The organism is Gordonia otitidis NBRC 100426 (assembly GCF_000248075.1).
Taxonomy (GTDB): Bacteria; Actinomycetota; Actinomycetes; order Mycobacteriales; family Mycobacteriaceae; genus Gordonia; species Gordonia otitidis.
In genome coordinates this window covers 21,733-45,181 of record NZ_BAFB01000008.1, presented here as the reverse complement: position 1 = coordinate 45,181, position 23,449 = coordinate 21,733, and the positions used below count along the sequence as shown (strand labels likewise).

Sequence of the window (23,449 nt, the reverse complement as noted above, 5' to 3'; positions counted from 1 at the left end):
GTCGGCTCGGACAACCGGCATTCGCGCACGCGAACTGCCCGCCCCCTGGGGGACGGGCAGTTCGCTGTATGTGCTTGTGCTGTCGAGAATTCAGTGCACTCAGTTCGAGGCGAGAGCCTTCGACTTCAGTTGTTCGTATTCTTCGGGGGTGATCGCGCCGGAGTCGAGAAGCGACTTCGCGTCCGCGATCTGCTGAGCGGGAGAGGTACCCGCGACGTCGCGGATGTACGTGTCGGATTCCTTCTTGTATTCCGCGGCGGCGGCCTGCGCGCGCTCCTGCATTCCCCTGCCCTTCACCAGCAGATACACGATGGCCGTGATGTAGGGGAAGATGATCAGGAAGATGACCCAGGCTGCCTTGGCCCACCCCGAGGACTTATGGTCGCGGAAGAGGTCGGCGATGATGTACCACAACACGATCAGGTAGGCGACGAACGCGAAGATCACGACCATCGTCCACAGGAAGTTCCAGAAGCCTTCCCACATTTGGTTTCTCCTAGCTTGGCGGGAACCGACTATTTCGGCCGTGCCTAAAGGTACAGGCATTCGTGGATGGCTGAGGGCCGGCGCAGTGGATTCGTCCGCGTAGTCGGGCAGGATGGGACTTATGACCCTCCAACTCGGACTCGACACCTTCGGCGACGTCACCGTCGACGACTCCGGCGACACCGTCTCCTACGCGCAGACGATCCGCAACGTACTCGAGCAAGCCGTCCTCGCCGATTCCGTCGGCGTCGACTTCTTGGGACTCGGTGAGCATCACCGCGACGACTACGCGGTCTCGGCACCGGATGTCGTGCTCGGCGCGATAGCGGCGCGTACCCGACGCATACGACTCGGATCGGCCGTCACCGTGCTCAGTTCCGACGACCCGATCCGGGTGTTCGAGCGCTTCTCGACCGTCGACGCGATCTCGTCGGGACGCGCCGAGGTGATTCTCGGGCGCGGTTCGTTCACCGAGTCGTTTCCGCTGTTCGGGTTCGAGCTCGACCAATACGAAGAGCTCTTCAACGAGAAGCTCTCGCTTTTCGCCGAGCTGCGGACCGGTCAGCCCGTCACCTGGAGCGGCACTCTGCGGCCTGCGCTCGATGACCAATCGGTCTACCCACTGCTGGAGAATCCCCCGCTGCCCACGTGGATCGCAGTGGGTGGGAGCCCGGAATCGGTGGTTCGGGCCGCGAGCTACGGCCTCCCGCTGATGCTCGCGATCATCGGTGGCGATCCGCTGCGGTTCGCACCGTACGTCGACCTTTATCGTCGTGCCCTCGAACAACTCGACAAGCCAACCGATCTCCCCGTCGGAGTTCACTCCCCCGGGCACGTCGCAGACACCGACGAACAGGCACGCGACGAACTGTGGCCGCATTACCGCGTCAGCGTCGGTCGCATCGGCGCCGAACGCGGCTGGCCGCCACCCACACGCATCGAGTTCGATCAGTCGACCGGACCCAACGGTTCGCTCTACGTCGGGTCCACGGAGACGGTGGCGCAAAAGATCGCGAACACTGCGAAGGCGTTGGGACTGAGCCGGTTCGATCTCAAGTACTCACACGGCACACTCCCGCACTCCGCGCTCATGCGTAGCGTCGAACTCTATGGCACACAGGTGATCCCGCGGGTGCGCGAGCTGTTGGAGTCCTGAGGGGCCATCTCATGGGAGGTGCCGCCACCTGACTCCGTGTGTCGACGGTCCGCTTATCGACGACTCAAGGTCACCTGGAAGTCGTCGGCGTCGTCGGTCCACGTGGTCACGACAGGTAACTCTGCCGCGGACAGTTCGTCGGCGAGTTGGTCGGGTGCGAACTTGGTGCTGATCTCGGTGAGGATCTCCGCGCCTGCGGGCAGCGACCAGTCGCGATCCAGTGCCCCGAAGTGAGCGTCGACATCGCGCCGTGCGCGTAGCCACATCTCGATCCTGTGCTTTTTGGGGTTCCAGCGGGCGATGTGGTCGAAATCGTCGACGAACAGACCTGTCGCATCAAGACCCCGACGCAACACTTCGATCATGTTGCGGTTGAAATCTGCTGTGACACCGGCCTTGTCGTCGTATGCGGCGACAAGTCGACCGGTGTCCTTGACGCGGTCGGCTCCGAGGAGGAGGTAGTCGCCCGGGCTCAGCGCTTCGGACAGTCGGGCGAAGAACGCGTGGCGCGCGGCGTCGTCGAAGTTCCCGATGGTTCCCCCGAGGAACGCGGCGAGTCGCGACCCGTCTGTCTCGGGTAGGCGAAGTCCCGGTTCGGTGAAGTCGGCGAGCACCGGTTCGATGACGAGTGACGGATAGTCGGTGGCCAGGACGTCGGCTGTGCTGCGCAGCATCTCGGAACTGACATCGACGGGTACGTAGGTGAAAGTGCGCCCGTGCTCGGCGGCGTTGGCGGCAAAAGCGTCGAGCAGAAGTCGAGTCTTGGTAGAGGTTCCCGAGCCTAGCTCGACCATCATCGTCGCGTCCGTCGTCGACGCGATGTCGGCGGCGTGGCGTGTGAGGATCGCCGTCTCACGACGCGTCGGATAATACTCGGGCAGGAAGGTGATCTCGTCGAACAGTTTGCTGCCGCGTTCGTCGTAGAGCCACTTCGTCGGCAGCACGGGAGGGTCCTGCCAGAGGCCTTCTGCTGCATCGGCTGCGAGCGCCGAGTCGGCGGTGGTCGAGGTCATCGGGCCAGACGCAATCCCGAGAAGACCCAGCGTGAATCGGCCGGGAAGAAGTTGCGGTAGCTGACCCGTTCGTGGCCGGGCGGGGTGATCGCGCTGGCACCGCGAAGGACGTGCTGATCGCACATGAACTTGCCGTTGTACTCGCCGACGGCCCCGTTCGCGGGCGCGAAGCCCGGATAGGGCAGATAGGCACTCGACGTCCACTCCCAGACGTCGCCGATCATCGCCGAACCAGCTCGACGCGGGTGACATCGTGCCGGATCGAGCAGCTGTCCACGCGCGCCGCCGACTCCCGCCGGGTTCGGGCCGCCCGGCACGCTCGGCGCGCCGGTTGCCGCGTACTCCCACTCGAATTCGGTCGGCAGACGAGCGTCTGCCCATCGTGCGAAGGCGTCCGCCTCGTAGAACGACACATGCATGACCGGTTCGTCGGGCACCACGGCCCGACGCCCCGACAGTGTGAACGTCGTCCACTCTCCGTCGTCGAAAGACCAGTAGCCGGGTGCACGCCAGCCTGTTTCGTTGATATGGGCCCAACCGTTGGACAACCACAGCTCGTGTCGCCCATAGCCGCCGTCCGCCATGAACTCCAGCCACTCGGCGTTCGTGACCGCCCGCTCGGCGATCTCGAAATCCTCCAGGAACACGCGATGACGCGGTCCCTCGTTGTCGTAGGCGAATGTGTCGGGCGTGGTGCCTGAGCCCGCGAACGGTGTTCCGACTTCGACGACACCGCCCGCAACGGCTCGCCAGGTCAGGGACTCGGGCGAACCCGGCACGTCCACCGGCCGGTCGACGTAGACCGGGTCGAAGTGGTGTGTGGAGAACAGATGCTTGAGGTCCATCAGGATCAGTTCCTGATGCTGTTGCTCGTGGTTGCACCCGAGTTCCAGTAGCGCGAGCGTCGATTCGTCGTGGTCGCCACGCTCGAGCAGATCGCACATCGCCGAGTCGACGTACTCGCGGTAGCGGGTGATGTCGGTGATGCCCGGACGGGTCACCAGACCGCGGTCGGGTCGGGGGTGCCGCTCGCCGACCGTCTCGTAGTAGCTGTTGAAGAGGTAGCGGAAGGCCTCGTCATAGACCACGTACGACGGGTCGCCGCGCAAGATGAATTCCTCGAAGAACCAGGTCACGTGCGCGCGATGCCACTTGGTCGGGCTGGCAGCGGTCATCGACTGCGGGGTCTGGTCCTCGGCCGACAGTGTGGAGGTCAGTCGATCGGTCAACGCCCTGATGTCGAGGAATCGTCGGGTTCTCGACGCTTCGTCTGTGGGTGCCGAAACCTGCTCGGCGGACATGCGATTGGTGATGCTCACTGGAATACCTCCGGTGGCTGATCGTCGGGGGACGGGCGACCGAGTGGTCGCGCGCCGACAACACCATCGTTGCCAGGGTCTCGGATCCTGTCAACGCCGCACGCGCCGAGCAGGCGGTTCACAACCCTTGGCCCAGTCCAGCACAGGGGTCTGACATCGCCGGCCGCGAAGCGGGGAACCCGACGCCCTGCAGTCCCAGGCCGGCGGCGCCCTGTGCTCAGCGACCCTCTTCTTCGTCCTCCCACTGCGCGTCGGCGGCGTCCTCACCCTCGTCGACCACATGCACCGCAGCCTCTTCTGCGCTCGCACCGGCACCGTCGATACCGCAGTCGCTGGCCACGGCCTCCGATTCCGAGTCGACGACGCCACCCTCGTCTGGGGCGAGGAGTCGGCCTGCGCGTCGGTCACCCACTTGATCGTCCTCGACGAACTCCGGGCTCGAATCGCTCTCGTGCGCTTGCCAGTCCTCATTCTCGTCGCGCTCGATCTCGTCGAGCGGATCGTCCTTCTGCCACACGTCGGGCTCTTCTTCGGAGAGCTTCTCGTCGAGCGACTCGCCCTCACGCATCTCTTCGGCGGTGAGCCCGCGCATCGCGGCCTTGGGCTCGTAATCGGGCGGTGAGTATCCCTCGTCGAGAACGTCTTCGACGCCCCGATCGTCGAGCGTGTCCTGCGGTTGCAACTGATCGTCGGGGTCGAGTGCGTACTCGCTGTCACCTTCGATGATGGATTCGTTTTCGTCGCTCACACCTCCACGATAGGCGCAGCGTCGGACGTCGAAACGGCAAAGACCGCACGTGGCGACGCTCGATCGGGGAAACTGTGGAGATGTTGGCAGAAATGCAACAGGACGCCGAAGCGCACTACGCGGCCGGCGAGTACGACCACGCCCTCGCCGAGTTCTCGGTCCTGCGCGAGATGCGATCTCGACGCGAGGGACCGTATTCGGTGTCGTACCTCGCGAACGTCCACGACTGCGTGCGCTGCATGTCAGCACTCGAACTCTGGGCCGACTCCGATCCGCTGTGCCGTGAGTTGTACGGCAAATACGTGCACACGCACGGGCGTGGAGAAGCAGCAACAGTCGACGTCGCCAAGCACTGGGCGTGGGCGCTGGTGCACCTCGCCGACTACGCCCACGCCCTGCGCCTCTACCTGCTGACCGCCGACGCGTTGTGGGAGACCGATCCGGTTGCGGCCCGCCGATTGCTCGGCGCGGCAGCCGCGCACCGCAACGGGAGCGACCCGACGACTCTGCTGTCGGACGAACGCGTCGACGGCGTCGCGATTCGCCACGCCAGAGCGTTGGGGACCGCGCTCGCCGATCTGGTCTCGACGACCAGATCGGCGGACGCACATCGCTGGCCGCAGGTCACGATCGACGGCCTGATCAGCTGAGCTGACGCCGCACTGACCGCGGGTCAGTCGGCCACGCGGTTCCGGCGTCGGAACACATGGGTATCGAACGCCAGACCACCCGCCGAGGCGAAGCCGACAGCGAGAAGGCCCGCGATGAGTGCAAGCGGGAACTCGTAGCCGCCGTCGGAGGCCCAGAAACCCTGGTCGATGTGTGCGACGAAGATCGCTCCGATCATGTCGATGATCAACAGCACCGACACCAGCGGGAGCAGCACACCGACGATCAGCAGAATGCCGCCGATCAGTTCCACCCAGGTCGCGTAGTAGGCCGAGAACTCGGGGAAGGGCGCGCCCATCTTGCTGAAGCTCGCCTTCGTTCCGTCGAGACCCCAGGTGTGCAGCTTCTGCCAACCATGGGCGATGAAGATGATGCCGAGGATCACTCGCGCGGCGAAGAGTCCGAGACTACGGATCGGGTACATGCTTCAACCTTTCACGGGGCGGTCACCCGCCCCTGCTGTGTATGTGTCGAGATCAATCTAACCGGACCATGGTCCGGTTACAACATGGCGCGCCTCACGAAGCCAACGCTACGGGTAGGGTGAGTTCTCGCGTCCGGATCGAGGAAACGGCGCCGAGAATGCGGCGCCGAGAACATCCGTCCGAGAGAATTCGACAGACACGTAGAGCAAGAGACAGGAGCCGTTGAGTGCCGGGAAAGTCGGGGAAGAGTTCACGGCAACCGGTACTCGGGACTCCCGCCGACAGCGTCGACCCTTACCTGCCCGACAACGGCAACCTCGGCTACCGCATCTCCCGCTACGATCTCGACCTCGAATACAAGGTGTCCAGCAACCGACTCGAGGGCACCGCGACATTGACGGCAACGTCGTACATCGAACTGCCGCGCCTGAGTCTCGACATGGCGTCGACCCTCAAGGTGAGCAAGGTGACCGTCAACGACATGCGCGTCAGGTACAGCCACCGACAGCGCAAACTCGTCGTCACGCCGTCGTCGCCCATCCCGCCCGGCGGCGCGATGACGATCGTGATCCGCTACAGCGGAACCCCTCGTCCGATCCGTGGTCCGTGGGGCACCGTCGGGTGGGAGGAACTCACCGACGGTGCACTGTGTGCCAACCAACCCAATGGCGCAGCGTCGTGGTTCCCCTGCGACGACCACCCCAGCGCCAAAGCGCCCTACCGCATCTCGATCACCACCGACAGCCCGTACTACGCCCTCGCGAACGGCGTTCTCGAGTCCAAGCGCGTGCGTGCAGCACAGACGACGTGGGTGTACGAGCAGATCGAACCCATGTCGACCTACCTCGCGTCGATCCAGGTCGGCCCGTACGAGCAGCTCCGTCTCGCATCCAAACCCGTTCCGGTGGAAGCCGTTCTGCCACCGCGGTTGAAGGAGAACTTCCGCATCGACTTCGGCAGGCAACTGGAGATGGTCGAGGCGTTCACCGAGATGTTCGGCCCCTACCCGTTTGCCAAATACACCGTGGTGGTAACCGACGATCCGCTCGAAATCCCCATCGAGGCACAGAGTTTCTCCACTTTCGGAGCCAACCACTGCGACGGCAGTCGCAATGCCGAGAGACTGATCGCACACGAACTCGCACATCAGTGGTTCGGCAATTCGGTGACGCTGGACCAGTGGCACGACATCTGGCTTCACGAGGGATTCGCGTGCTACGCCGAATGGTTGTGGAGCCAACGGTCGGGCGGTCGAAGCGCCGGTGAGTGGGCCAAGCACTACTACGCCAAGCTCGCCGCGAACCCTGTCCGGGTTCCGCTCACCGAGCCGGGGCCGCGCAAGATGTTCGACGACTGGGTCTACAAGCGTGGCGCAATCACGCTGCACGCCTTACGACTTCGGATCGGTGACGGCAATTTCTTCGCTCTGCTGCACCGCTGGACCGACAAGTATCGGTACGGCACCGTCAGCACCGAGGACTTCATCGCACTCGCGGCGAACTATTCCGACACCCCGCTGCACGACCTGTGGCAGGCCTGGCTGTTCACCCCCGAGCTGCCGGCCTTCCCGGAACCGTCCTGACACGCGGCAATCGATGTGTCGATGACGTCCGGGTCTGAACCCGAGTCCACGGTCGGCAGCCGCGGGGCCGTCGGCCGCGTCACCATCGCGACGGTGATCGCGGCGGCGTCGGGATATCTGGTCCTACTCCTCGCGGCACGCCAGCTCGGTGCGACGGGCTACGCCGTGTTCGCCGTGTTCTGGGCGGCGTACGGACTGGTGACCGGCGCGCAGAACGGGCAGCTGCAGGAGACGACCAGGACGGTCCGCGCCGCATCGGAATCCGTAGTCGCCCGGGGAAGACCGGTGGTCGTCAATCTGGCCATCGGGGTCGGGCTGGCCGCTGTCGTAGCGGCGTCGTCCCCGCTGTGGGCGGGTCACGTCTTCGACGAGTACCGCACACTCTCGGTGGTACTGCTCGCCGTCGGGGTTGCGAGTTTCGCTGTGTACGCGCATCTCTGTGGCGCACTGTCGGGTTCGTTGTCGTGGTCGCCCTTCGCCATGCTGCTGAGTATCGACGCACTCATCCGACTGTTCGGCGCGGCGATCGCCGTGGCGTTCGACTGGGGTGTGCCGGCCTTCCTGATGATCACGGTGCTCGGCTCGGTCTCGTGGATCGTGGTGCTTTCGCTGTCGGCGACCGCTCGACGCGTGGTCGGTCTGCCCGGCGACGTCGACGATCGACGACTAGCCTCGAACACACTCACGGCCATGGCCGCCGCGTTGGCGTCGGCCGTCGTGGTGATGGGCTTTCCGGTCCTCATCAACATCACAGCACGACCCGGCGACGACTCCCGCGTGGTGGGTGCCGTCATACTCGCTGTCACGCTCACGCGGGCACCACTCCTGGTGCCACTGAACAGCTTTCAGGGAGTGTTGATCACCCGATTCGTCGCCGCCCGCGCAACGCTGATGCGGTCGCTGGCTGTGCCGCTCGCAGCGGTGGTGGTGGTCGGGGCCGTGGGCGCGATTGCGGCGTGGGCGATCGGATCCTGGCTGCTGACACACATCTTCGGTGCAGATTTTGCCCTCGGTGGCGCGGCGATCGCACTGTTCATGCTCGGTGCCACGGCGCTGGGGCTGCTGACCGTCACCGGCGCTGCGACGCTGTCCGTCGGGGCGCATCGCTGGTATGCCGCCGGCTGGTGGGCGGCAGCGGTCGCGTGTGCGGCGTTGCTCGTCGTTCCGATCGAGGTGACCGACCGGGTCGCGCTGTCGCTCGTCCTCGGGCCGCTCGCTGGCGTCGGAGTTCACCTGGCCCGTCTCGTGCGGGTCTGAACCCGGGCCGACACCACAGTCGCCGCGCCGCCGATCCGCGCCATCGCGTGGTGCAGCCGCGATGTGAGGTGCAGTCGTGCCGCGCGTGCGGCACGAGGCCAGCCGCGGGCGCTGCACCGAGCGGCTTCCGCGGCGAAGAAGGCGTTCTCCTCCGCAAAACGCCTGCCATCCACCGCCTGCACCGAGCTGACCGATGCCTCATGACGTCGATAGCGGAAGACGACTCGCGGGTCGTAGGCAAGCGCTTCCCCCGCGAACGCGAGGTCGACGAGGAGTGCGAGGTCGAGGACGACGTCGAGTCCCTCCCTGAATCCGACCTTCCGCACCGCCTCGGTGCGCCACAGCAGCGAGGGAAAATAGGTCCAGTTACCGCGGTAGAGGCTGGTCGCCATAGCCTCACCCTGCAAGACCGTCGACGACGACGGCGCGAGGACAGCCTTGATCCGGTCCCCGAGCGGACGGACCACGCGGTCGTCCGTGTCGATCACCTCGACACCCGGCGCGATCACGGCGGCGTCGGGATGCGCGGCCGACAGCGCACGCACGGCGGCGAGGTACCCCGGCAGCATCACGTCGTCGCACCCCATGACCACGAAGCGGTCGGCGATGACGAGTTCGGCGCAGCGTCGAAAATTGCCGTTCACCCCGAGGTTCTGCACGTTACGCAGGTACTGCACGCGGTCGTCGGCGAGGGCGGCCAACCATTCACGCGGCTCGTCACTGGGATAGCCGTCGTCGACGACCACCAGCCGAAAGCCGCGATCGGACTGCTCGAGAACACTCGTGACCGCCTGCTTGAACTGATCGACGTCGCCGTAAAAGGGCATCATGACGTCGATCGGCACCCCAACAGGCTAGACGCCGGCGATCCGGCTGCGTTCGGCGACCTCACACCAGAGCGAGCCCGTGACGTCGAAACGGTCGCCACCCCCGAGCGTCCACTCGCCGGTGCTGCGCACCTGCTCCGATAGGGTAACCCCCATGACGGACCGCTCGACCAACGACGACGTGTGGTTGGTGATCCCCGTCTACAACGAGGGGGCGGTGATCCGCGACGTCCTCGTCGAGGCCGCGAAGACCTTCCCCAACATCGTGTGTGTCGACGACGGCAGCTCCGATGACTCCGTCGCCCGGATCAGAGAAGCCGCAGCCGAAGTCGATCGGGCACGTGACGGTTACGAACACACGACATCCACCGGTATTCACGTCGTCCGCCATCCGGTCAACCTCGGGCAGGGTGCAGCGATCCAGACCGGCGTCGAATATGCGCGGTCACGGCCCGGCGCCAGCTACTTCGTCACCTTCGACGCCGACGGCCAGCACCGCGTCGACGACGTGGTGACCATGATCGACCGACTCCGCTCCGAGCCCGTCGACATCATCGTCGGAACCCGCTTCGCCGACGGTCGCAGCGAGTCGGTTCCGCTCCTGCGTCGCATCGTGCTGCGGACCGTCGTCTTCCTGAGTCCACGCACCCGCAGACTCGGGCTCTCCGACGCGCACAACGGGCTGCGGGCGTTCAACAGGACCGTCGCCGACCAACTCGACCTGCTGATGGCGGGCATGAGTCACGCGTCGGAGTTCGTGGCACTCATCGACCACCATCACTGGCGGGTGGCCGAACAACCGGTCACCATCCTCTACACCGACTACTCGCGCGCCAAGGGGCAGTCGCTGATCAACGGCGTCAACATCGTCGCCGACGGTCTGCTGCACGGACGCATGAGGAGATAGCCCATGATCGTCATCCAGATCCTTCTTCTACTCGCGGCCCTCGGACTGGTGTGGTTCTTCGTGACCAACCGCGGTAACGCGAGATCGTCTGCAGGCGTGAAACTTCTGTTCGTCGCGTTCGTGGTGTTCGGCGTCTACGCGATGTTCCGGCCCAATGACCTGACGACCGTCGCGGGTTGGGTCGGCGTCGGGCGCGGCACCGACCTCGTCCTCTACTGCTTGGTCATCGCTTTCGCATTCACCACTGTCGCAACGTATCTCAGGTTCCGCGAGCTGGAGATACGCTACGCACGTCTCGCCCGCGCCGTCGCGCTGCAGAACGCCGAGATCGAGAACAGTCGAGACTGAACCCCGCGCAGACGCGGCCCGAACCGGTGAACGCCGGTGGTGTACCGGCCGCGTTCACCAACTCGAGCCGCGTTTACGACGCCGCTTCGGCGAGGGACCGCAGATATGCCGTCACCTCGGCGTGATCGGGCAGCAGGCCGGACTCCCGCGCCGCGGTCAATCCCGGTGCTGCGGTGTCCTTATCCGACAGTTCGTAGGTCAGCGGCGAGCCGTCGCGCGCGAGCGTCGGCCAGTCGATGCCCAGTTCCGGGTCGAGCGGGTTGATGCCGTGTTCGGCGCCGGGGTTGTAGCCGGTCGAGCACAGGTACGTGACCGTCGACCCGTCCTCGAGTGCACAGAACGCGTGCCCGAGCCCTTCGGACAGGTACACCGCGCGCCGATCCGAGTCGTCGAGCAGCACGGTGTCGTACGTGCCGAAAGTCGGTGACCCGACGCGGATGTCGACGATGACGTCGAGTATCGCCCCCTTCGGACACGTCACATACTTTGCCTGCCCGGGCGGAACGTCGGCGAAATGCACCCCGCGCAGCACCCCGGCAGCCGACACCGACAGGTTCACCTGGGCGAGGTCGAGGCGGTGACCGATCACCTCCGCGAGCACGTCACCCTTGAACACCTCGGCGAACAACCCGCGCGGGTCACCGTGCTGAACGGGGGTGAATTCCCATGCCCCGTCGATCGACAACGGACGAATCGTCACGCCAACTCCCCCACCATGCTGTTCACTCGAGACCCCTGTTGTTCACTCGAAACCCCTGTTTTTTACTCGAAACCCCTGTTTTTTACTCGAACCCCTGTTTTTTTACTCGAAACCCCTGTTTTTTACTCGAAACCTTTGCCGCGCGCCAGCACGTCGAGTAGGTAATCGCCGTATCCTGACTTGCGCAACTTCTCCGCGCACGACGCCAACTCGTCGTCGGACAGATACCCCTGCCGCCACGCGATCTCCTCTGGCACAGCGATCTTGAGCCCCTGCCGCTGTTCGACGGTGCGCACGAAATTACCCGCGTCCAGCAACGAATCGAACGTCCCGGTGTCCAACCACGCCGTCCCACGCGGCAACACCTTCACCGCGAGCTTTCCCTGCTCCAGATAATGCGCATTGACATCGGTGATCTCGTACTCGCCACGCGCACTGGGCTGCAGACCCTTGGCGACCTCGATCACGTCATTGTCGTAGAAGTACAGGCCCGGCACCGCATAGTTCGACTTCGGCGCGGTCGGCTTCTCCTCCAACGACACCGCCCTACCCCGGGCGTCGAAGTCGACCACCCCGTATGCCGACGGGTTGGCCACCCAGTACGCGAAGATCGCACCACCGTCGATCGCATCGAACCCCTGCAGCTGTGAACCCAGACCGGGGCCGTAGAAGATGTTGTCGCCCAGCACCAACGCCACCGAGTCGTTCCCGATGTGATCGGCACCCAGCACGAACGCCTGCGCCAGACCATCCGGCGACGCCTGCGTCACATACGAGATGTTCACCCCGAACTGACTGCCGTCGCCCAGCAACCCCGAGAACGCCGCGGAATCCTGCGGTGTCGTGATCACCAAGATGTCGCGAACACCTGCCAACATCAACGTCGACAACGGGTAATAGATCATCGGCTTGTCATAGACAGGCACCAGCTGTTTACTCACACCCTGCGTGATCGGGTGCAACCTCGACCCCGTTCCGCCGGCGAGAATGATTCCGCGCATGTCGAATAGGGTAGACGCCGACGGCGAGGCGGCAATTCGGATCGCACGCCACAGATGAGAGGTCACGAGCGCATGCGGGTTCTGGTCACCGGTGGAGCCGGGTTCATCGGCGCAAACTTCGTGCTCCGCACACTCGAGCAGCGGCCTGACGTGCAGTTACGCGTTCTGGACAAGCTCACATACGCGGCTAGTCCGTCGACCCTTGCACCCGTCGCCGACAGCATCGACCTCGTGGAGGGCGACATCGCCGACGCGGCGCTCACCGACCGTCTCGTCGCCGACGCCGACCTCGTCGTGCATTTCGCCGCGGAGTCGCACAACGACAACTCGCTTGCCGACCCGTCGGCGTTCGTCCAGACCAACCTGGTGGGCACGTACACCCTGCTCGAGGCGGTGCGGCGCCACGACGTGCGGTATCACCACATCAGTACCGACGAGGTCTACGGCGACCTCGACCTCGACGACCCGGCGCGCTTCACCGAATCCACCCCGTACAACCCGTCGAGCCCGTACAGCTCGACCAAAGCGGGCAGTGACCTGCTGGTGCGGGCGTGGGTGCGCTCGTTCGGCGTGCCCGCGACCATCTCGAATTGCTCCAACAACTACGGGCCGTATCAGCACGTCGAGAAGTTCATCCCCCGCCAGATCACCAATGTGCTCTCCGGGGTGCGCCCGAAGCTGTACGGCGACGGACGCAACGTGCGCGACTGGATTCACGTCGACGACCACAACGATGCCGTCTGGACGATCGTCGAGAAGGGGCAGATCGGCGAGACCTACCTGATCGGCGCCGACGGCGAGGTCGACAACCGGACCGTCGTCGAAACCATCCTCGAACTGCTCGGGCAGCCCCGGGACGCCTTCGACTTCGTCACCGACCGGCCAGGACACGACCGCCGATACGCCATCGATTCGACGCGCCTGAGGACCGAACTGGGCTGGTCACCGCGTTATACCGACTTCCGGTCCGGCCTGTCGGCGACGATCGACTGGTACCGCGACAACGCAGGCTGGTGGCAGCCGGCCAAGGACGGCGTCGAGCAGAAGTACGCGGTCACCGAGAAGGTCGTCGGCTGAGACTTCGACGTCGCCCCGCCAGAGGCACATTGCCCTTCGGTCACGAACACCCGACAGGTGACCGTCGCGGATTGCAGGTTCGTTTCATTGGGTCGGCGAGGATGACAGTTCTGCAGTCCCGCGACACTCTGGACAGTGAGGGAGGACCGCCGGGGGCCACCGACCAACGGAGGTCTGCATGGGCTCGGTTCGCGTCCCGCGCTCCCGTCGATGCGTGTGCCGCGGAGTTCGCGGTCGCATCGTGGCGGCACTGATCAGCGTCATCGTCGCCTGCGGCGCGGTGTCGGCCTCCGTTGCCGCCAGGGCCGACGCAACACCGCCGGCACCGACCGAGGCGTCCCTCGTCGACGACCTCGCCAACCTCCCCTACCAGGCGCTTTTCGCCGCGAACGTGCAGGTCTACGAGTTCGCGGGTATCTACCGCCAGGACAGCCCGTTCAGCGCACCGTACTTCTTCACCGTCCTGCGCAAGCTCCACAACGCCAACCAGGGCACACCTGGAAACAGGCGATATGCCTTCGTGGGGCGGGGGCCAGGGTCCACGCTGCCCGAGGCATTCGGCATGTATCCCGGTCGTCGCCCGTCGTCTGATCTCCACCTGCGCTGGACGTTCCAGTTCGACCCGCGCACCCTCACGCCCACGCTCGGCGGCGTGATGCAGTGTCTGTCGCCTCCGACGGTCGGGACGGTGGGCACCCTCGTCGGCGGCGCCGTGGTGACCCGAGCCTGTCCGACGTGATCGATACGACGCCACGCTGCTCGGTCGCCACACCGTCGGTCACGCGCGGCTTGCGTGCAGTTTCCGCCCCACGTCGCGCGGCAGCAGCACAACTCCGAGTGCGGAAGCCTGTCTCACAGGGCCTGAGACCACGTCGTCGAAGGCATCATCGACGTAGGTCCATCAGGCGCTCGTGTCGTCGTTGACGAGCGCCTCGATGCGACTGGCCATGTGCGGTGCACGACAGCGGCTGTGTCATGCGCGATAGCAGCGCTCGCGCTTCGCGGACGCCACACAGGTCCCCGCTGGTGGACTCCCAGGCGCGCACTTTACCGTGGTCGTCATGCGCGTACTCGTCAGCGGAGGAGCCGGCTACATCGGCTCACACACGGTGATCCGACTCGTTGAAGCCGGACACGACGTCGTCGTCGTCGACGATTTCAGTAATGCCAAGCCGACGGTGGTCGGCAGGCTCGAGGGACTGACCGGCACCCACATCCCCGTGCACTCATTCGACCTCACCGACGTCGACAAGACCGAGAAGTTCTTCGACGACGAGGCCGTCGACGCCGTGATCCACTTCGCGGGGTTCAAGGCTGTCGGCGAATCGGTGGTCAAGCCGCTCGAGTATTACCAGAACAATCTCGGCAGCACGTTCTCGCTCCTCCGCGCGATGCAACGCCACAATGTGCATCGGCTGGTCTTCTCCTCGTCCGCGACGGTGTACGGGGCGGAACCGGTGTTGCCGATGACCGAGAACTCCCCGACGTCGGCGACCAATCCCTACGGCTGGACCAAGGTGATGATCGAGCAGGTGCTGCGCGACGTCGCCGCCAGTGATCCCGCGTGGCGGATCGCCGCGCTGCGCTACTTCAATCCGGTCGGCGCACATCCGAGCGGACAGATCGGCGAAGACCCCAGCGGCATTCCCAACAACCTGATGCCGTTCGTCGCGCAGGTCGCCGTCGGGCGTCGGGAGAAGCTCTCGATCTTCGGCGACGACTACGACACCCCGGACGGCACCGGCGTCCGCGACTACATCCACGTCGACGACCTCGCCGCGGGACACGTCGCAGCCCTCGAGCGCATCAGCGCCGGCAGCGACCCCATGTCGACGTGGAACCTCGGTACCGGGCAAGGGGTTTCGGTGCTCCAGGTGGTGCAGGCCTTTGAACGCGCCAGCGGCCGCCCGATCCCCTACGAGATCGCACCGCGTCGCGCAGGCGACATCGCGGCGTCGTACGCCGATCCGACCAAGGCCAACAAGGAGCTGAACTGGTCCGCGGGCAAGACGATCGACGACATGTGCGTCGACACCTGGCGCTGGCAGTCGAACAACCCGGAGGGCTACCCCGACGCATGAGCCGGGCGCAGGGTCCCGCGTCGGCCGCGGGGTCTTTGCCTCGTTCCTGCGGTGTTTCTGCGGCGGTCGCGGGCTCTTCCCCTGGTTTCTGCGGCTGGTTTCTGCGGCGGTCGCGGGCTCTTCCCCTGGTTTCTGCTCGGCACGCGGGACCTGCCCCTAGTTTCTGCAGCGACTCCAGCCACTTCCCCTGGTTTCTGCGCTGGTCACGGGACCTTCCCCTGGTTTCATCCCCTTCCCTCAGAAACAACCCGCGGAAAAGACCAAAAGTAGGGGAAGAGTTCTTTCCCCCACTTTCCGCAGCGCCGGATCAGTCGAGCGCCGAGCGTGTGCACCCGGCACCGCACACCCGCCCCGCGACGGCCTCTCCCGGCTTTTCCGCACCTCCACCGGTTCCTTCCCCCACTTTCTGCGCCGCCCGCTGACTCTTCCCCTTGTTCCATCCCCTTCCCCCAGAAACAACCCGCGGAAACGACCAAAACCCGGGGAAGAATTCTTTCCCCCACTTTCTGCGGCCCCCGACCACCGCGGCGCAGGACACTTCTGAAGTACCCCGCACACATCCGCCCCCGGGCCTCTTCCCCTACTTTCTGCGCCGCCCACGGACCCTTCCCCTAGCTCCATCCCCTTCCCCCAGAAACAACCCGCGGAAACGACCAAAACCCGGGGAAGAACTCCTTCCCCCACTTTCTGCAGCACCCCCAGCCCCCCGACCACCGCGCCGGAGGCCGCAGCCTGCGCACCACCGCACCCGGCCCGTCGCGACTCACCCGCCGGGCCGCAGCACGCTCTCGTTCACTCGATAGACGGTGGCGGTGCCCTGCCGGAACACCTCGGTCAGCCCGGGTGCGCCGTGTTCGCGCAACGCGAGGAACGGATCGCCCTGCACGCCGTGCTCCGGATCGGGTACGCCGTTCTGGAACGGCCAGTAGCTCGGCGGACTGTCGACCACGTAGTGCACGTTCATGTCCCGCACGATCTGATCGACGTGAGGATCGCTGCCGATCTGCGCGGTGCCCCAGAACAGATCGCGCTGACGTGGCGAGAAGTCGTTGGCACGGTAGAAGGAGAACAGCGGCGTCAGTCCGGTGACCGGATACAGCCAGCCGGTGCCCTGATCGAGGTTGTTCAGGATCAGCGCACCGTGTGCATCAGGTTGGCGCTCCAACCAGTGGTAGGCAGCCAGGTCGTCTCGACCGACGAGCTTTTCGCCCCGTTCCTTCGACGCGATCTGCGCATTTGGCGGATAGCGCCAGACGCCGGCGCCCGCGACCAGAACCAGCAGTACGGCGAAGACCGCCGGTACTGCCCAACGACGTTGCGTCGCAACGGAATCAGCAGAGCCGGCGTTCGCGATCCGGCAGGCGACAGCGAGCGCAAGGATACCCAATGCGACGCCGACCGCAGCAGCCGAGAACAGTGACACCACGAACGTCAGACGGTGCGGCGAGTTGTAGAAGTAGCCACCGATCACACCGAGTGGCCCCGACAACGGCCCAAGCGAGACAACCGAATTGGCGGTGACCAACACGAACACCGCCCAGGTCACCAGGCCACCCCAGCACCGCAGCCACAACAACGCGGCGGCACCGAGCACGGTCAAGATCACCAGCCCCCACACCGGGTAGTCCTGCGTCTGCAACGGCACCGTGCCGTTGAACAGGGCTTGCGAGAGCCCCTCCAGCACGCCGACCGTGTCGACACGGAAGTCGAAGAAGGGCAATTCGTTCGTGTCTGCGACCTTGATCGTTCCCAACACCACCGGGAAGACCAGCACCACCGTCACCAGACCCGCCACGACCAGCGTGAGGAAGTCCCCGACCCGGCTGTGCACAGGTCGACGCAACGCCTCGAACAACCACCAGAATCCGACGATCACCCCGACGAGGATCAGCCCTGACGGGTGCGTCGCCGTCACTCCGGACACCGCGACCGCCGCGGGCAGCACCCGCCGGCGATCCCGCACCGCACTGATCGTCAACACCGCAGCGATCGGCGCCATCGACACACCCACGGCGTTGGGCACCGACGTCAACTGGACTTCAACGTAGGGCAGCGACGGGAACAGCGCCGCGACCGCACCGGCGACCCCGGCGATCAGCGCCGACGCGGAGGTGTCGAAGCGGTGCCGCGCGAACCAGTAGGCCAGCGAGGCGACGCCGAGTGTCACGGTGACAGCCAAGGTCGCGGGCGAATAGGTGTTGTAGAGCTGCACCGGATTCGCACCGGTCAACGGGATCTCCAAGGCCCCGAGCGCGTGCCAGGTGTTCGGGTAGTAGTTGAATCCGTGCGTGTCGTAGTTCATCAGTTCGCCCATGCGCAGCGACGATCCGACGCCGGTGTCGTGAATCCAGCGCAACGAACTCGCATGCCAGAGTGAGTCCCACACCTGCGGGATGTTGTCGAGACCCGCGAATGCGGTCTTCGCAACGGGGCGGATGCAGGTGATCGCGATGATGATCGCCCCCAGTGCAATGCCGATGCCTCCCCGCAACGCAGCAGCACGACCGAGCGGGGCGTCGACTGTCTCATTCGTCGACGTCGCAGCAGGTGCAGGTGCGATTCGACGTCCCGCCCGGGTACCGAGCAACGCAGAATAGATCCAGGCGAGTGCGTAGGAGATGAGCAGCGCGACAAGTGCGCTGATGACGTTCCATTCGAAGCCGATCGCACCGAAGAGCACGGTGAACACGCTCACGATGGCGAACGTGATGGGCGCGCCCGCGGCGATGGCCACCGGCCACGTCAACGTCATCCGACGCCCGACGACCGCTCCGGGGACAAGGAGTAGGAGGACGGTCACCACACTCACCCACGCCCCGAGCAGCACTGACAGCCGTCCTTTCACTCATCCGATGACGGCATGCGTCGGAAACGTCCCGCGCCCACATACCGGTCGACCTCGTGCAGGTTACCGCGCCCACACGATGTGACCCTCGTCCCCGTAGCCGCCCGTCACCGTACTCACCCGGGCACAACCCTGGACGCCAGATACTTGTAGTTCTACAATCTTTGTATGTCCACAACCACTTCTGTCGAGCTGACGCCGCGCAGGAAGATGGCGATCCTCGCCACCTGTTGCATGAGCCTGCTCATCGTGTCGATGGACGCGACGATCGTCAACGTCGCACTTCCCGCGATCCGGAGTGATCTGAACGCGAGCGTGTCGTCGCTGCAGTGGGTCATCGACATCTACACGTTGGTGTTGGCCAGCCTGCTGATGGCGTCGGGCGCCACCGCCGACCGCTACGGTCGACGACGGGTGTTCCAGATCGGACTCTTCACCTTCGCCATCGGGTCGCTCGCCTGCAGCCTCGCACCGACTGTCGGCGTCCTCATCGCCGCCCGCGCACTGCAGGCCATCGGCGGGTCGATGCTCAACCCCGTCGCGATGTCGATCATCACGCAGATCTTCGTCGATCCGCGCGAGCGTGCCCGTGCCATCGGAGTGTGGGGTTCGGTGGTCGGCATCTCCATGGCGGCCGGCCCGATCGTCGGTGGCGTGCTCATCGACACCGTCGGATGGCGTGCCGTGTTCTGGATCAACCTGCCGATCTGTCTCCTCGCGTTCGTGCTGACCGCCATCCTCGTCCCGGAATCGCGCTCGCCCATCATGCGCACTCTCGATCCCGTCGGCCAGGCTCTGGCGATGATCGCCCTGGGCGGCACCGTCTACGGTCTCATCGAAGGCCCGGGCCACGGCTGGGGATCGACCCGAACCATCACCGTGTTCGTAGTAGCCGCAGCCGCTTTCGTCGGTTTCCTGATCTGGGAGCGGCGTCACGAGGATCCCTTCATCGACCTCCGCTTCTTCGGTAGCGTGCCCTTTGCCTCTGCAACCGTCATCGCGATCTGCGCGTTCGCGAACTGGGGCGGCTTCCTGTTCCTGATGTCGCTCTATCTGCAGGAGGACCGAGGATTCAGCGCGGTCGGCACCGGCGCCATGCTCGTGCCTCCGGCCTTGGCCGTGCTGATCTGCTCACCGCTCTCCGGACGAGCCGTTGGCCGCTGGGGCACCCGACCGTCGCTGGTGATCGCCGGGATCGCACTCCTGGTGAGTTCGTCGATGATGCTCTTCATCGACGATGCCACCCCGATTCCGTTGCTCGCCTTCATGTTCTTGATCTACGGGCTGGGCTTCGGGATGATCAACGCACCCATCACCAACTCTGCCGTCGCAGGCATGCCCCGACACCGAGCGGGTGCCGCGAGTGCCGTGGCGTCGACGAGTCGCCAGATCGGTGTCAGTCTCGGCGTGGCTCTTGCCGGTAGCGTCACAGGGCTGGCCGCGGCGCACACCGCCGTCGACTTCTCGACCGCCATGACGGCGATGTGGTGGATCGTGATCGCTTTCAGCGCAGCGATTCTGGTGCTCGGCATCATGTCCACGACGCCCTGGGCACTGCGTACCGCGAGCAGGGTGTCACAGCGACTGATCGAACCGGAGATGGCCGATGCCTGATCGAGACGACCCAGCCGACCGCCTGACAGCAGCCGAATCGACGAGCCACGACGAGCTCGTCACTCAGGTCTGGCGCGAACTGACGTCGTTCGTCACGGATTCCCGCGACGCCTGGCGACGCGCCGTCGTCGCCGCAACCGGGCTGCCGTTTAGCAGGATTCGCGTGTTGAAGCGACTACGCAACGGTCCGCTGACGATCACCGAGATCGCCCAGGCCGCGACGATCGACGCCCCTGCCGCCTCGGTAGCGGTGTCCGACCTCGAAGCCGCGGGATATGTTGTGCGCGAAGCGTCGTCAACGGATCGTCGACGAAAGCAGGTGTGTATCACCGACGCCGGAAGATCGGTGTTACAAGAGGTCTGGTCGGTGGACGATCCGGCCCCGGACGTCCTCACTCGGGCATCGACGTCGGAACTGCAACTGCTACACGACATGTTCTCCCGACGCCCACCGAACGAGTGACGCTGCAAAGCACCTGACTGGTGAACCGGCGCCCTCACACAGCTGCGGTGTGCCTCCGATGTCCGTACATCGCAACGGCGAGACAGAGCAGCGCCGCGACGATTCCGAAGATGAACATGTGGGTATAGGTGACGGCGTGCCAGAACTCCGTGATCACCGCGAGCACCGCAGGAATAGCAAACCCCAGGTAGGTGACGCTGTAGAACACCGCCGTCAGACCGGCGAGGTCATTGCGGCCCGTATTCGCGCTGGTCTGCGCGGCGATGCGCTGGACCTCGAGCAGTCCCGAGATCATCGCCATGCCGTAGCCGCAGCCGAGAACGGTGGCCGCTATCAGCGACATCCAGATCGTCAACATGTGCGCGGCGACCGCGGCTAGTGCCATGCCGACGGCGAGCACCGTCAGAGCTGTCACGACCCCGCGCACCCCGTCGGGATTGTCGATCCGACGGCCGAGTGATTGGATACCGAAGCCGGCGGCCAGCCCGAGCACACAGCACAATGCCGCAAACGCGATCGGCGCACCCGCGGTCCGTGCAGACATCAATGCGGGGATGATCGCGTACGCAGACGCACACGCACCGAACACCCACGGCGCGACCGGCAACACCACGAACAGGAACCGACGATGGCCCGCCGACGGTATCTTCAGATCGTCGACAAGACGCCCGGGAGTAGCACTGGCCGAACGCGTTTCGGGTGCACGGAGCAGAAGCAGAACCATCGCGAAGGCTGCCAGCGAGATGTTCACGACATAGGCCAGAACATGCGGCCACGGAGCCCACTGCGCAAGCACACCGGCCACACCTGCGCCGATCCCGAACCCGGCCGTCAAGCTCATCGCGGCGCGGCGCGCACCGGATGCCGCAGTGTCACCGCCACGGACGGACAACTCGGTGATCCAGCTACCGCCGACCGCCATCGACAGACCGAGCGCGATACCGCTGAACACCCGACCGATGGACAGCAGCACTATGGAATTCGCACCCAAAGCCAGGAGCAACGACCCCACCGCCGCGAAGACCGGCGCGGGAAGCATGAGTGGGCGACGTCCGATCCGATCCGAGAGCGGACCTCCGATCAGCAACGACGGCACGATGCCCACCACGTAGAGGAACAGCAGCGCGTCGACCGCGACGGCACCGAAATTGCCGGTCTCGCGGTACATCACGAGCAGCGGGGTGAATTCGTTTCCACCCCAGGCGGACGCGAACACCGCGAGTGCCACGGCGATCCACGCGGTACGACGGACCGTCGAGCCGGCTGCTGTGGATGGTGCGTTTGCTGCGGTGGTCGTCACTGTTGTCCTTCCAGAGCTGAAGTCATCGAAGCTGTGCCGGCCTGAACGTGTACGGCGTGGACGTCGTCGATCCGGTGCACGCCCGCGACGTGATCCACGAGCAACGTCGCAAACTCGTCGGCGTCGCAGCGTTCGATCGAGTCGGCGAGCGCGGTGTGCTCGGCGATGATCCGCGGGGTGACCGTCGGCTCGCGATGCACACTGGCAGTCGTCATCCGCCGCTGGCGTTCGGCGAGACCGAGGTAGAAGTCGGCGAGCACGCCGTTGTGTCCTGCCGAGACGATGAACTGATGGAACTCGGCGTCGAGCCGGGCGAAGGTCGCGATGTCGTCGGCGTCCACTTTCGCGTGCAGGGCCACATTCCGGCGGAGGTTCGCGATCAACTCTCCGGTCACCCTTCCGCTGGCCACCACTGTGCGAACCGCGTGGGTTTCGATGAGGATCCGCGCGTCGACGACGTCGCGGGCCTCGGTGTCGGTGACCGGGAGGACCAGGGCGCCTCGTTTGGGATAGAGCCTCATCCAGCCTTCGGCCTGCAGCCGCAGGAACGCCTCACGGACCGGGGTGCGGCTGACCTCGCAGCGCTGGGCCACCTCGCCCTCGCTGATGAGCTCGCCCCCGGCAATGGCGTTGGTCAGGATCAGTTCCTTGACCTCGCCGTATACCCGATCGGCCGCGGACGCAGCACTCAGATCCAACATAGATACAAGTTGTACACCGGTTTGCTTAGCGAGTCGAATCTTTGTGACGAGATCGGCGGCGTCGCCGAGCGGGAGCCGACCGCGCGGCAATAAGGCCTCGCCCGTTTTCAGTCGTTTCAGCCCAAACCTTCGCCTCCGGTCTCCGGTGGTCAGGCGCCGACGAATTCCTTCTCCGCACGCTCCTGCCAGGTGCACAAGCACACCTCGTTGCCCTCCGCGTCGGCGAGCACCCACCACGAAGGGGCGAACTCGTCGCTGACCAGGGTGCCGCCCGCGTCCTGCGCGGCCTTCAGGCGTGCGTCGACCTCGTCGTGCGGAACCCATAGATCGATGTGAATGCGGTTGCGCTGTGGCCGCTCGGTGTCCATCTGCTGGAACCAGACCGCCGGCAGGCGGCCCGCCGGGTCGACGAGATCCGCGGCTTCGAACTCGCGCGCCTCGCCGTCGAGCTCCGTGTAGCCGAGCACGGCGATCCAGAAGGGTCGGATGCTGTCGATGTCGAGGGCATCGATGGCGACGTCGAAGCGCGCTTCAGGCAGGGAGAGCGGTTCGAGTTCGAGTTCACGCGCGATCTGTGCGATGAGGTTCGCCAGCGCGACGTCGGCTTCGGTGATGCGATGGCTACTGTGCGTCGCGATGGTGAGATGGATTGTGCCGTAACGGAGATCGATGTCGGGATGATGGTCGGCAATCTCGGCTTCCTGTGCTATCCGATGCAGAAAACGCACGCCGCGCGCCATCGATCCGGTGTCGTACCCGGCTCGGACGCTGTTGCCGATGACCCGCCAGGGATCGGAGAGTCGGGCGGTGGCGTCTGCTGCGGTGACGGGCTTTCGCGGAGAGGGTGCCATACGCCGACGGTACGGCCGATCACCGCTCCTGGCTCATGCTTTGTGCCCGATCGAGACGAACCGGTTGTCAGGTGTTCAT

At 65.2% G+C, this 23,449-nt stretch carries 24 protein-coding genes; 11 read left to right on the top strand and 13 right to left on the bottom strand.

Annotated elements, in window-relative coordinates:
• Positions 1–99 precede the first annotated feature (99 nt).
• Positions 100–486, bottom strand: a complete 387-nt coding sequence (locus GOOTI_RS01435) for an SHOCT domain-containing protein (RefSeq protein WP_007236768.1) — start codon at positions 484–486, stop codon at positions 100–102.
• Positions 487–607: 121 nt separating this feature from the next.
• Here GOOTI_RS01435 and GOOTI_RS01430 point away from each other — a divergent pair, with 121 nt between their 5' ends.
• Positions 608–1,642, top strand: a complete 1,035-nt coding sequence (locus tag GOOTI_RS01430) for an LLM class flavin-dependent oxidoreductase (protein WP_007236767.1) — start codon at positions 608–610, stop codon at positions 1,640–1,642.
• 53 nt (positions 1,643–1,695) lie between these two features.
• Here GOOTI_RS01430 and egtD read toward each other — a convergent pair whose 3' ends face one another.
• The 3 genes from egtD to GOOTI_RS01415 form a co-directional block, all read right to left on the bottom strand.
• A complete protein-coding gene (gene egtD / locus GOOTI_RS01425; protein WP_007236766.1) occupies positions 1,696–2,655 on the bottom strand; it encodes an L-histidine N(alpha)-methyltransferase in 960 nt (319 codons plus the stop codon).
• A complete protein-coding gene (gene egtB, locus GOOTI_RS01420) occupies positions 2,652–3,974 on the bottom strand; it encodes an ergothioneine biosynthesis protein EgtB (protein WP_007236765.1) in 1,323 nt (440 codons plus the stop codon). The genes egtD and egtB overlap by 4 nt, the downstream gene beginning before the upstream one ends.
• 217 nt (positions 3,975–4,191) lie before the next feature.
• The gene (locus GOOTI_RS01415) at positions 4,192–4,722 is read right to left on the bottom strand and encodes a DUF5709 domain-containing protein (protein WP_007236764.1); all 531 of its coding nucleotides are present in this window, start codon (positions 4,720–4,722) and stop codon (positions 4,192–4,194) included.
• 92 nt (positions 4,723–4,814) lie between these two features.
• Here GOOTI_RS01415 and GOOTI_RS01410 point away from each other — a divergent pair, with 92 nt between their 5' ends.
• Positions 4,815–5,372, top strand: coding sequence for a hypothetical protein (locus GOOTI_RS01410; RefSeq protein ID WP_007236763.1), 558 nt, complete (start codon positions 4,815–4,817; stop codon positions 5,370–5,372).
• Positions 5,373–5,395: 23 nt separating this feature from the next.
• Here the strand turns inward: GOOTI_RS01410 and GOOTI_RS01405 are convergent, their stop codons facing one another.
• Positions 5,396–5,815 carry a DoxX family protein gene (locus GOOTI_RS01405; RefSeq protein ID WP_007236762.1) on the bottom strand — a complete coding sequence of 140 codons (420 nt, stop codon included), beginning with the start codon at positions 5,813–5,815 and terminating at the stop codon, positions 5,396–5,398.
• Positions 5,816–6,042: 227 nt separating this feature from the next.
• Here GOOTI_RS01405 and GOOTI_RS01400 point away from each other — a divergent pair, with 227 nt between their 5' ends.
• Together GOOTI_RS01400 and GOOTI_RS01395 are read left to right on the top strand one after the other, a co-directional pair.
• Positions 6,043–7,398, top strand: coding sequence for a M1 family metallopeptidase (locus tag GOOTI_RS01400; RefSeq protein WP_007236761.1), 1,356 nt, complete (start codon positions 6,043–6,045; stop codon positions 7,396–7,398).
• A 21-nt stretch (positions 7,399–7,419) separates the two neighbouring features.
• Positions 7,420–8,655: a polysaccharide biosynthesis protein gene (locus tag GOOTI_RS01395; RefSeq protein ID WP_007236760.1), complete on the top strand. Its 1,236-nt coding sequence runs from the start codon at positions 7,420–7,422 to the stop codon at positions 8,653–8,655.
• Here GOOTI_RS01395 and GOOTI_RS01390 read toward each other — a convergent pair.
• Together GOOTI_RS01390 and GOOTI_RS27005 are read right to left on the bottom strand one after the other, a co-directional pair.
• Complete coding sequence (locus GOOTI_RS01390) at positions 8,628–9,500, bottom strand: glycosyltransferase family 2 protein (RefSeq protein WP_007236759.1); 873 nt, start codon at positions 9,498–9,500, stop codon at positions 8,628–8,630. The genes GOOTI_RS01395 and GOOTI_RS01390 overlap by 28 nt on opposite strands.
• 9 nt (positions 9,501–9,509) lie before the next feature.
• On the bottom strand, positions 9,510–9,638 hold the full coding sequence (locus GOOTI_RS27005; RefSeq protein WP_267879801.1) for a hypothetical protein: 129 nt from the start codon (positions 9,636–9,638) through the stop codon (positions 9,510–9,512).
• Between GOOTI_RS27005 and GOOTI_RS01385 the strand changes: the two genes are divergently transcribed.
• Complete coding sequence (locus GOOTI_RS01385; protein WP_007236758.1) at positions 9,637–10,389, top strand: glycosyltransferase family 2 protein; 753 nt, start codon at positions 9,637–9,639, stop codon at positions 10,387–10,389. The genes GOOTI_RS27005 and GOOTI_RS01385 overlap by 2 nt on opposite strands.
• 3 nt (positions 10,390–10,392) lie before the next feature.
• The gene (locus GOOTI_RS01380; protein ID WP_007236757.1) at positions 10,393–10,737 is read left to right on the top strand and encodes a DUF2304 domain-containing protein; all 345 of its coding nucleotides are present in this window, start codon (positions 10,393–10,395) and stop codon (positions 10,735–10,737) included.
• A 73-nt stretch (positions 10,738–10,810) separates the two neighbouring features.
• On the opposite strand, the gene GOOTI_RS01375 is transcribed toward GOOTI_RS01380, so the two are convergent.
• Together GOOTI_RS01375 and rfbA are read right to left on the bottom strand one after the other, a co-directional pair.
• Positions 10,811–11,437, bottom strand: a complete 627-nt coding sequence (locus GOOTI_RS01375) for a dTDP-4-dehydrorhamnose 3,5-epimerase family protein (protein ID WP_007236756.1) — start codon at positions 11,435–11,437, stop codon at positions 10,811–10,813.
• Between the two features lie 122 nt (positions 11,438–11,559).
• Positions 11,560–12,438, bottom strand: a complete 879-nt coding sequence (rfbA, locus tag GOOTI_RS01370; protein WP_007236755.1) for a glucose-1-phosphate thymidylyltransferase RfbA — start codon at positions 12,436–12,438, stop codon at positions 11,560–11,562.
• 72 nt (positions 12,439–12,510) lie between these two features.
• Here rfbA and rfbB point away from each other — a divergent pair, with 72 nt between their 5' ends.
• From rfbB to galE, 3 genes are all read left to right on the top strand, one after another.
• On the top strand, positions 12,511–13,515 hold the full coding sequence (gene rfbB / locus GOOTI_RS01365) for a dTDP-glucose 4,6-dehydratase (RefSeq protein WP_007236754.1): 1,005 nt from the start codon (positions 12,511–12,513) through the stop codon (positions 13,513–13,515).
• A gap of 241 nt (positions 13,516–13,756) precedes the next feature.
• Positions 13,757–14,254, top strand: coding sequence for a hypothetical protein (locus GOOTI_RS01360; RefSeq protein WP_227922324.1), 498 nt, complete (start codon positions 13,757–13,759; stop codon positions 14,252–14,254).
• A gap of 322 nt (positions 14,255–14,576) precedes the next feature.
• Positions 14,577–15,596 (top strand): UDP-glucose 4-epimerase GalE, encoded by a 1,020-nt coding sequence (galE, locus tag GOOTI_RS01355; RefSeq protein ID WP_039993073.1) that lies wholly within the window; start codon positions 14,577–14,579, stop codon positions 15,594–15,596.
• A 763-nt stretch (positions 15,597–16,359) separates the two neighbouring features.
• Here galE and GOOTI_RS01345 read toward each other — a convergent pair.
• Entirely contained in the window at positions 16,360–18,423 is a 2,064-nt protein-coding gene (locus GOOTI_RS01345; protein ID WP_007236751.1) for a DUF6541 family protein, read from the bottom strand.
• A 228-nt stretch (positions 18,424–18,651) separates the two neighbouring features.
• Here GOOTI_RS01345 and GOOTI_RS01340 point away from each other — a divergent pair, with 228 nt between their 5' ends.
• Together GOOTI_RS01340 and GOOTI_RS01335 are read left to right on the top strand one after the other, a co-directional pair.
• Positions 18,652–20,055 (top strand): MFS transporter, encoded by a 1,404-nt coding sequence (locus GOOTI_RS01340; protein ID WP_007236750.1) that lies wholly within the window; start codon positions 18,652–18,654, stop codon positions 20,053–20,055.
• Positions 20,048–20,518: a MarR family winged helix-turn-helix transcriptional regulator gene (locus GOOTI_RS01335; protein WP_007236749.1), complete on the top strand. Its 471-nt coding sequence runs from the start codon at positions 20,048–20,050 to the stop codon at positions 20,516–20,518. Before GOOTI_RS01340 ends, GOOTI_RS01335 begins: the two co-directional genes overlap by 8 nt.
• Before the next feature lie 34 nt (positions 20,519–20,552).
• Here the strand turns inward: GOOTI_RS01335 and GOOTI_RS01330 are convergent, their stop codons facing one another.
• The 3 genes from GOOTI_RS01330 to GOOTI_RS01320 all read right to left on the bottom strand — a co-directional run bounded on the left by GOOTI_RS01330 (position 20,553) and on the right by GOOTI_RS01320 (position 23,370).
• Positions 20,553–21,818, bottom strand: a complete 1,266-nt coding sequence (locus tag GOOTI_RS01330; RefSeq protein ID WP_007236748.1) for an MFS transporter — start codon at positions 21,816–21,818, stop codon at positions 20,553–20,555.
• Positions 21,815–22,519, bottom strand: coding sequence for a GntR family transcriptional regulator (locus tag GOOTI_RS01325; protein ID WP_007236747.1), 705 nt, complete (start codon positions 22,517–22,519; stop codon positions 21,815–21,817). Before GOOTI_RS01325 ends, GOOTI_RS01330 begins: the two co-directional genes overlap by 4 nt.
• A gap of 149 nt (positions 22,520–22,668) precedes the next feature.
• Positions 22,669–23,370 (bottom strand): 4a-hydroxytetrahydrobiopterin dehydratase, encoded by a 702-nt coding sequence (locus GOOTI_RS01320; RefSeq protein WP_007236746.1) that lies wholly within the window; start codon positions 23,368–23,370, stop codon positions 22,669–22,671.
• Positions 23,371–23,449: the final 79 nt, after the last annotated feature.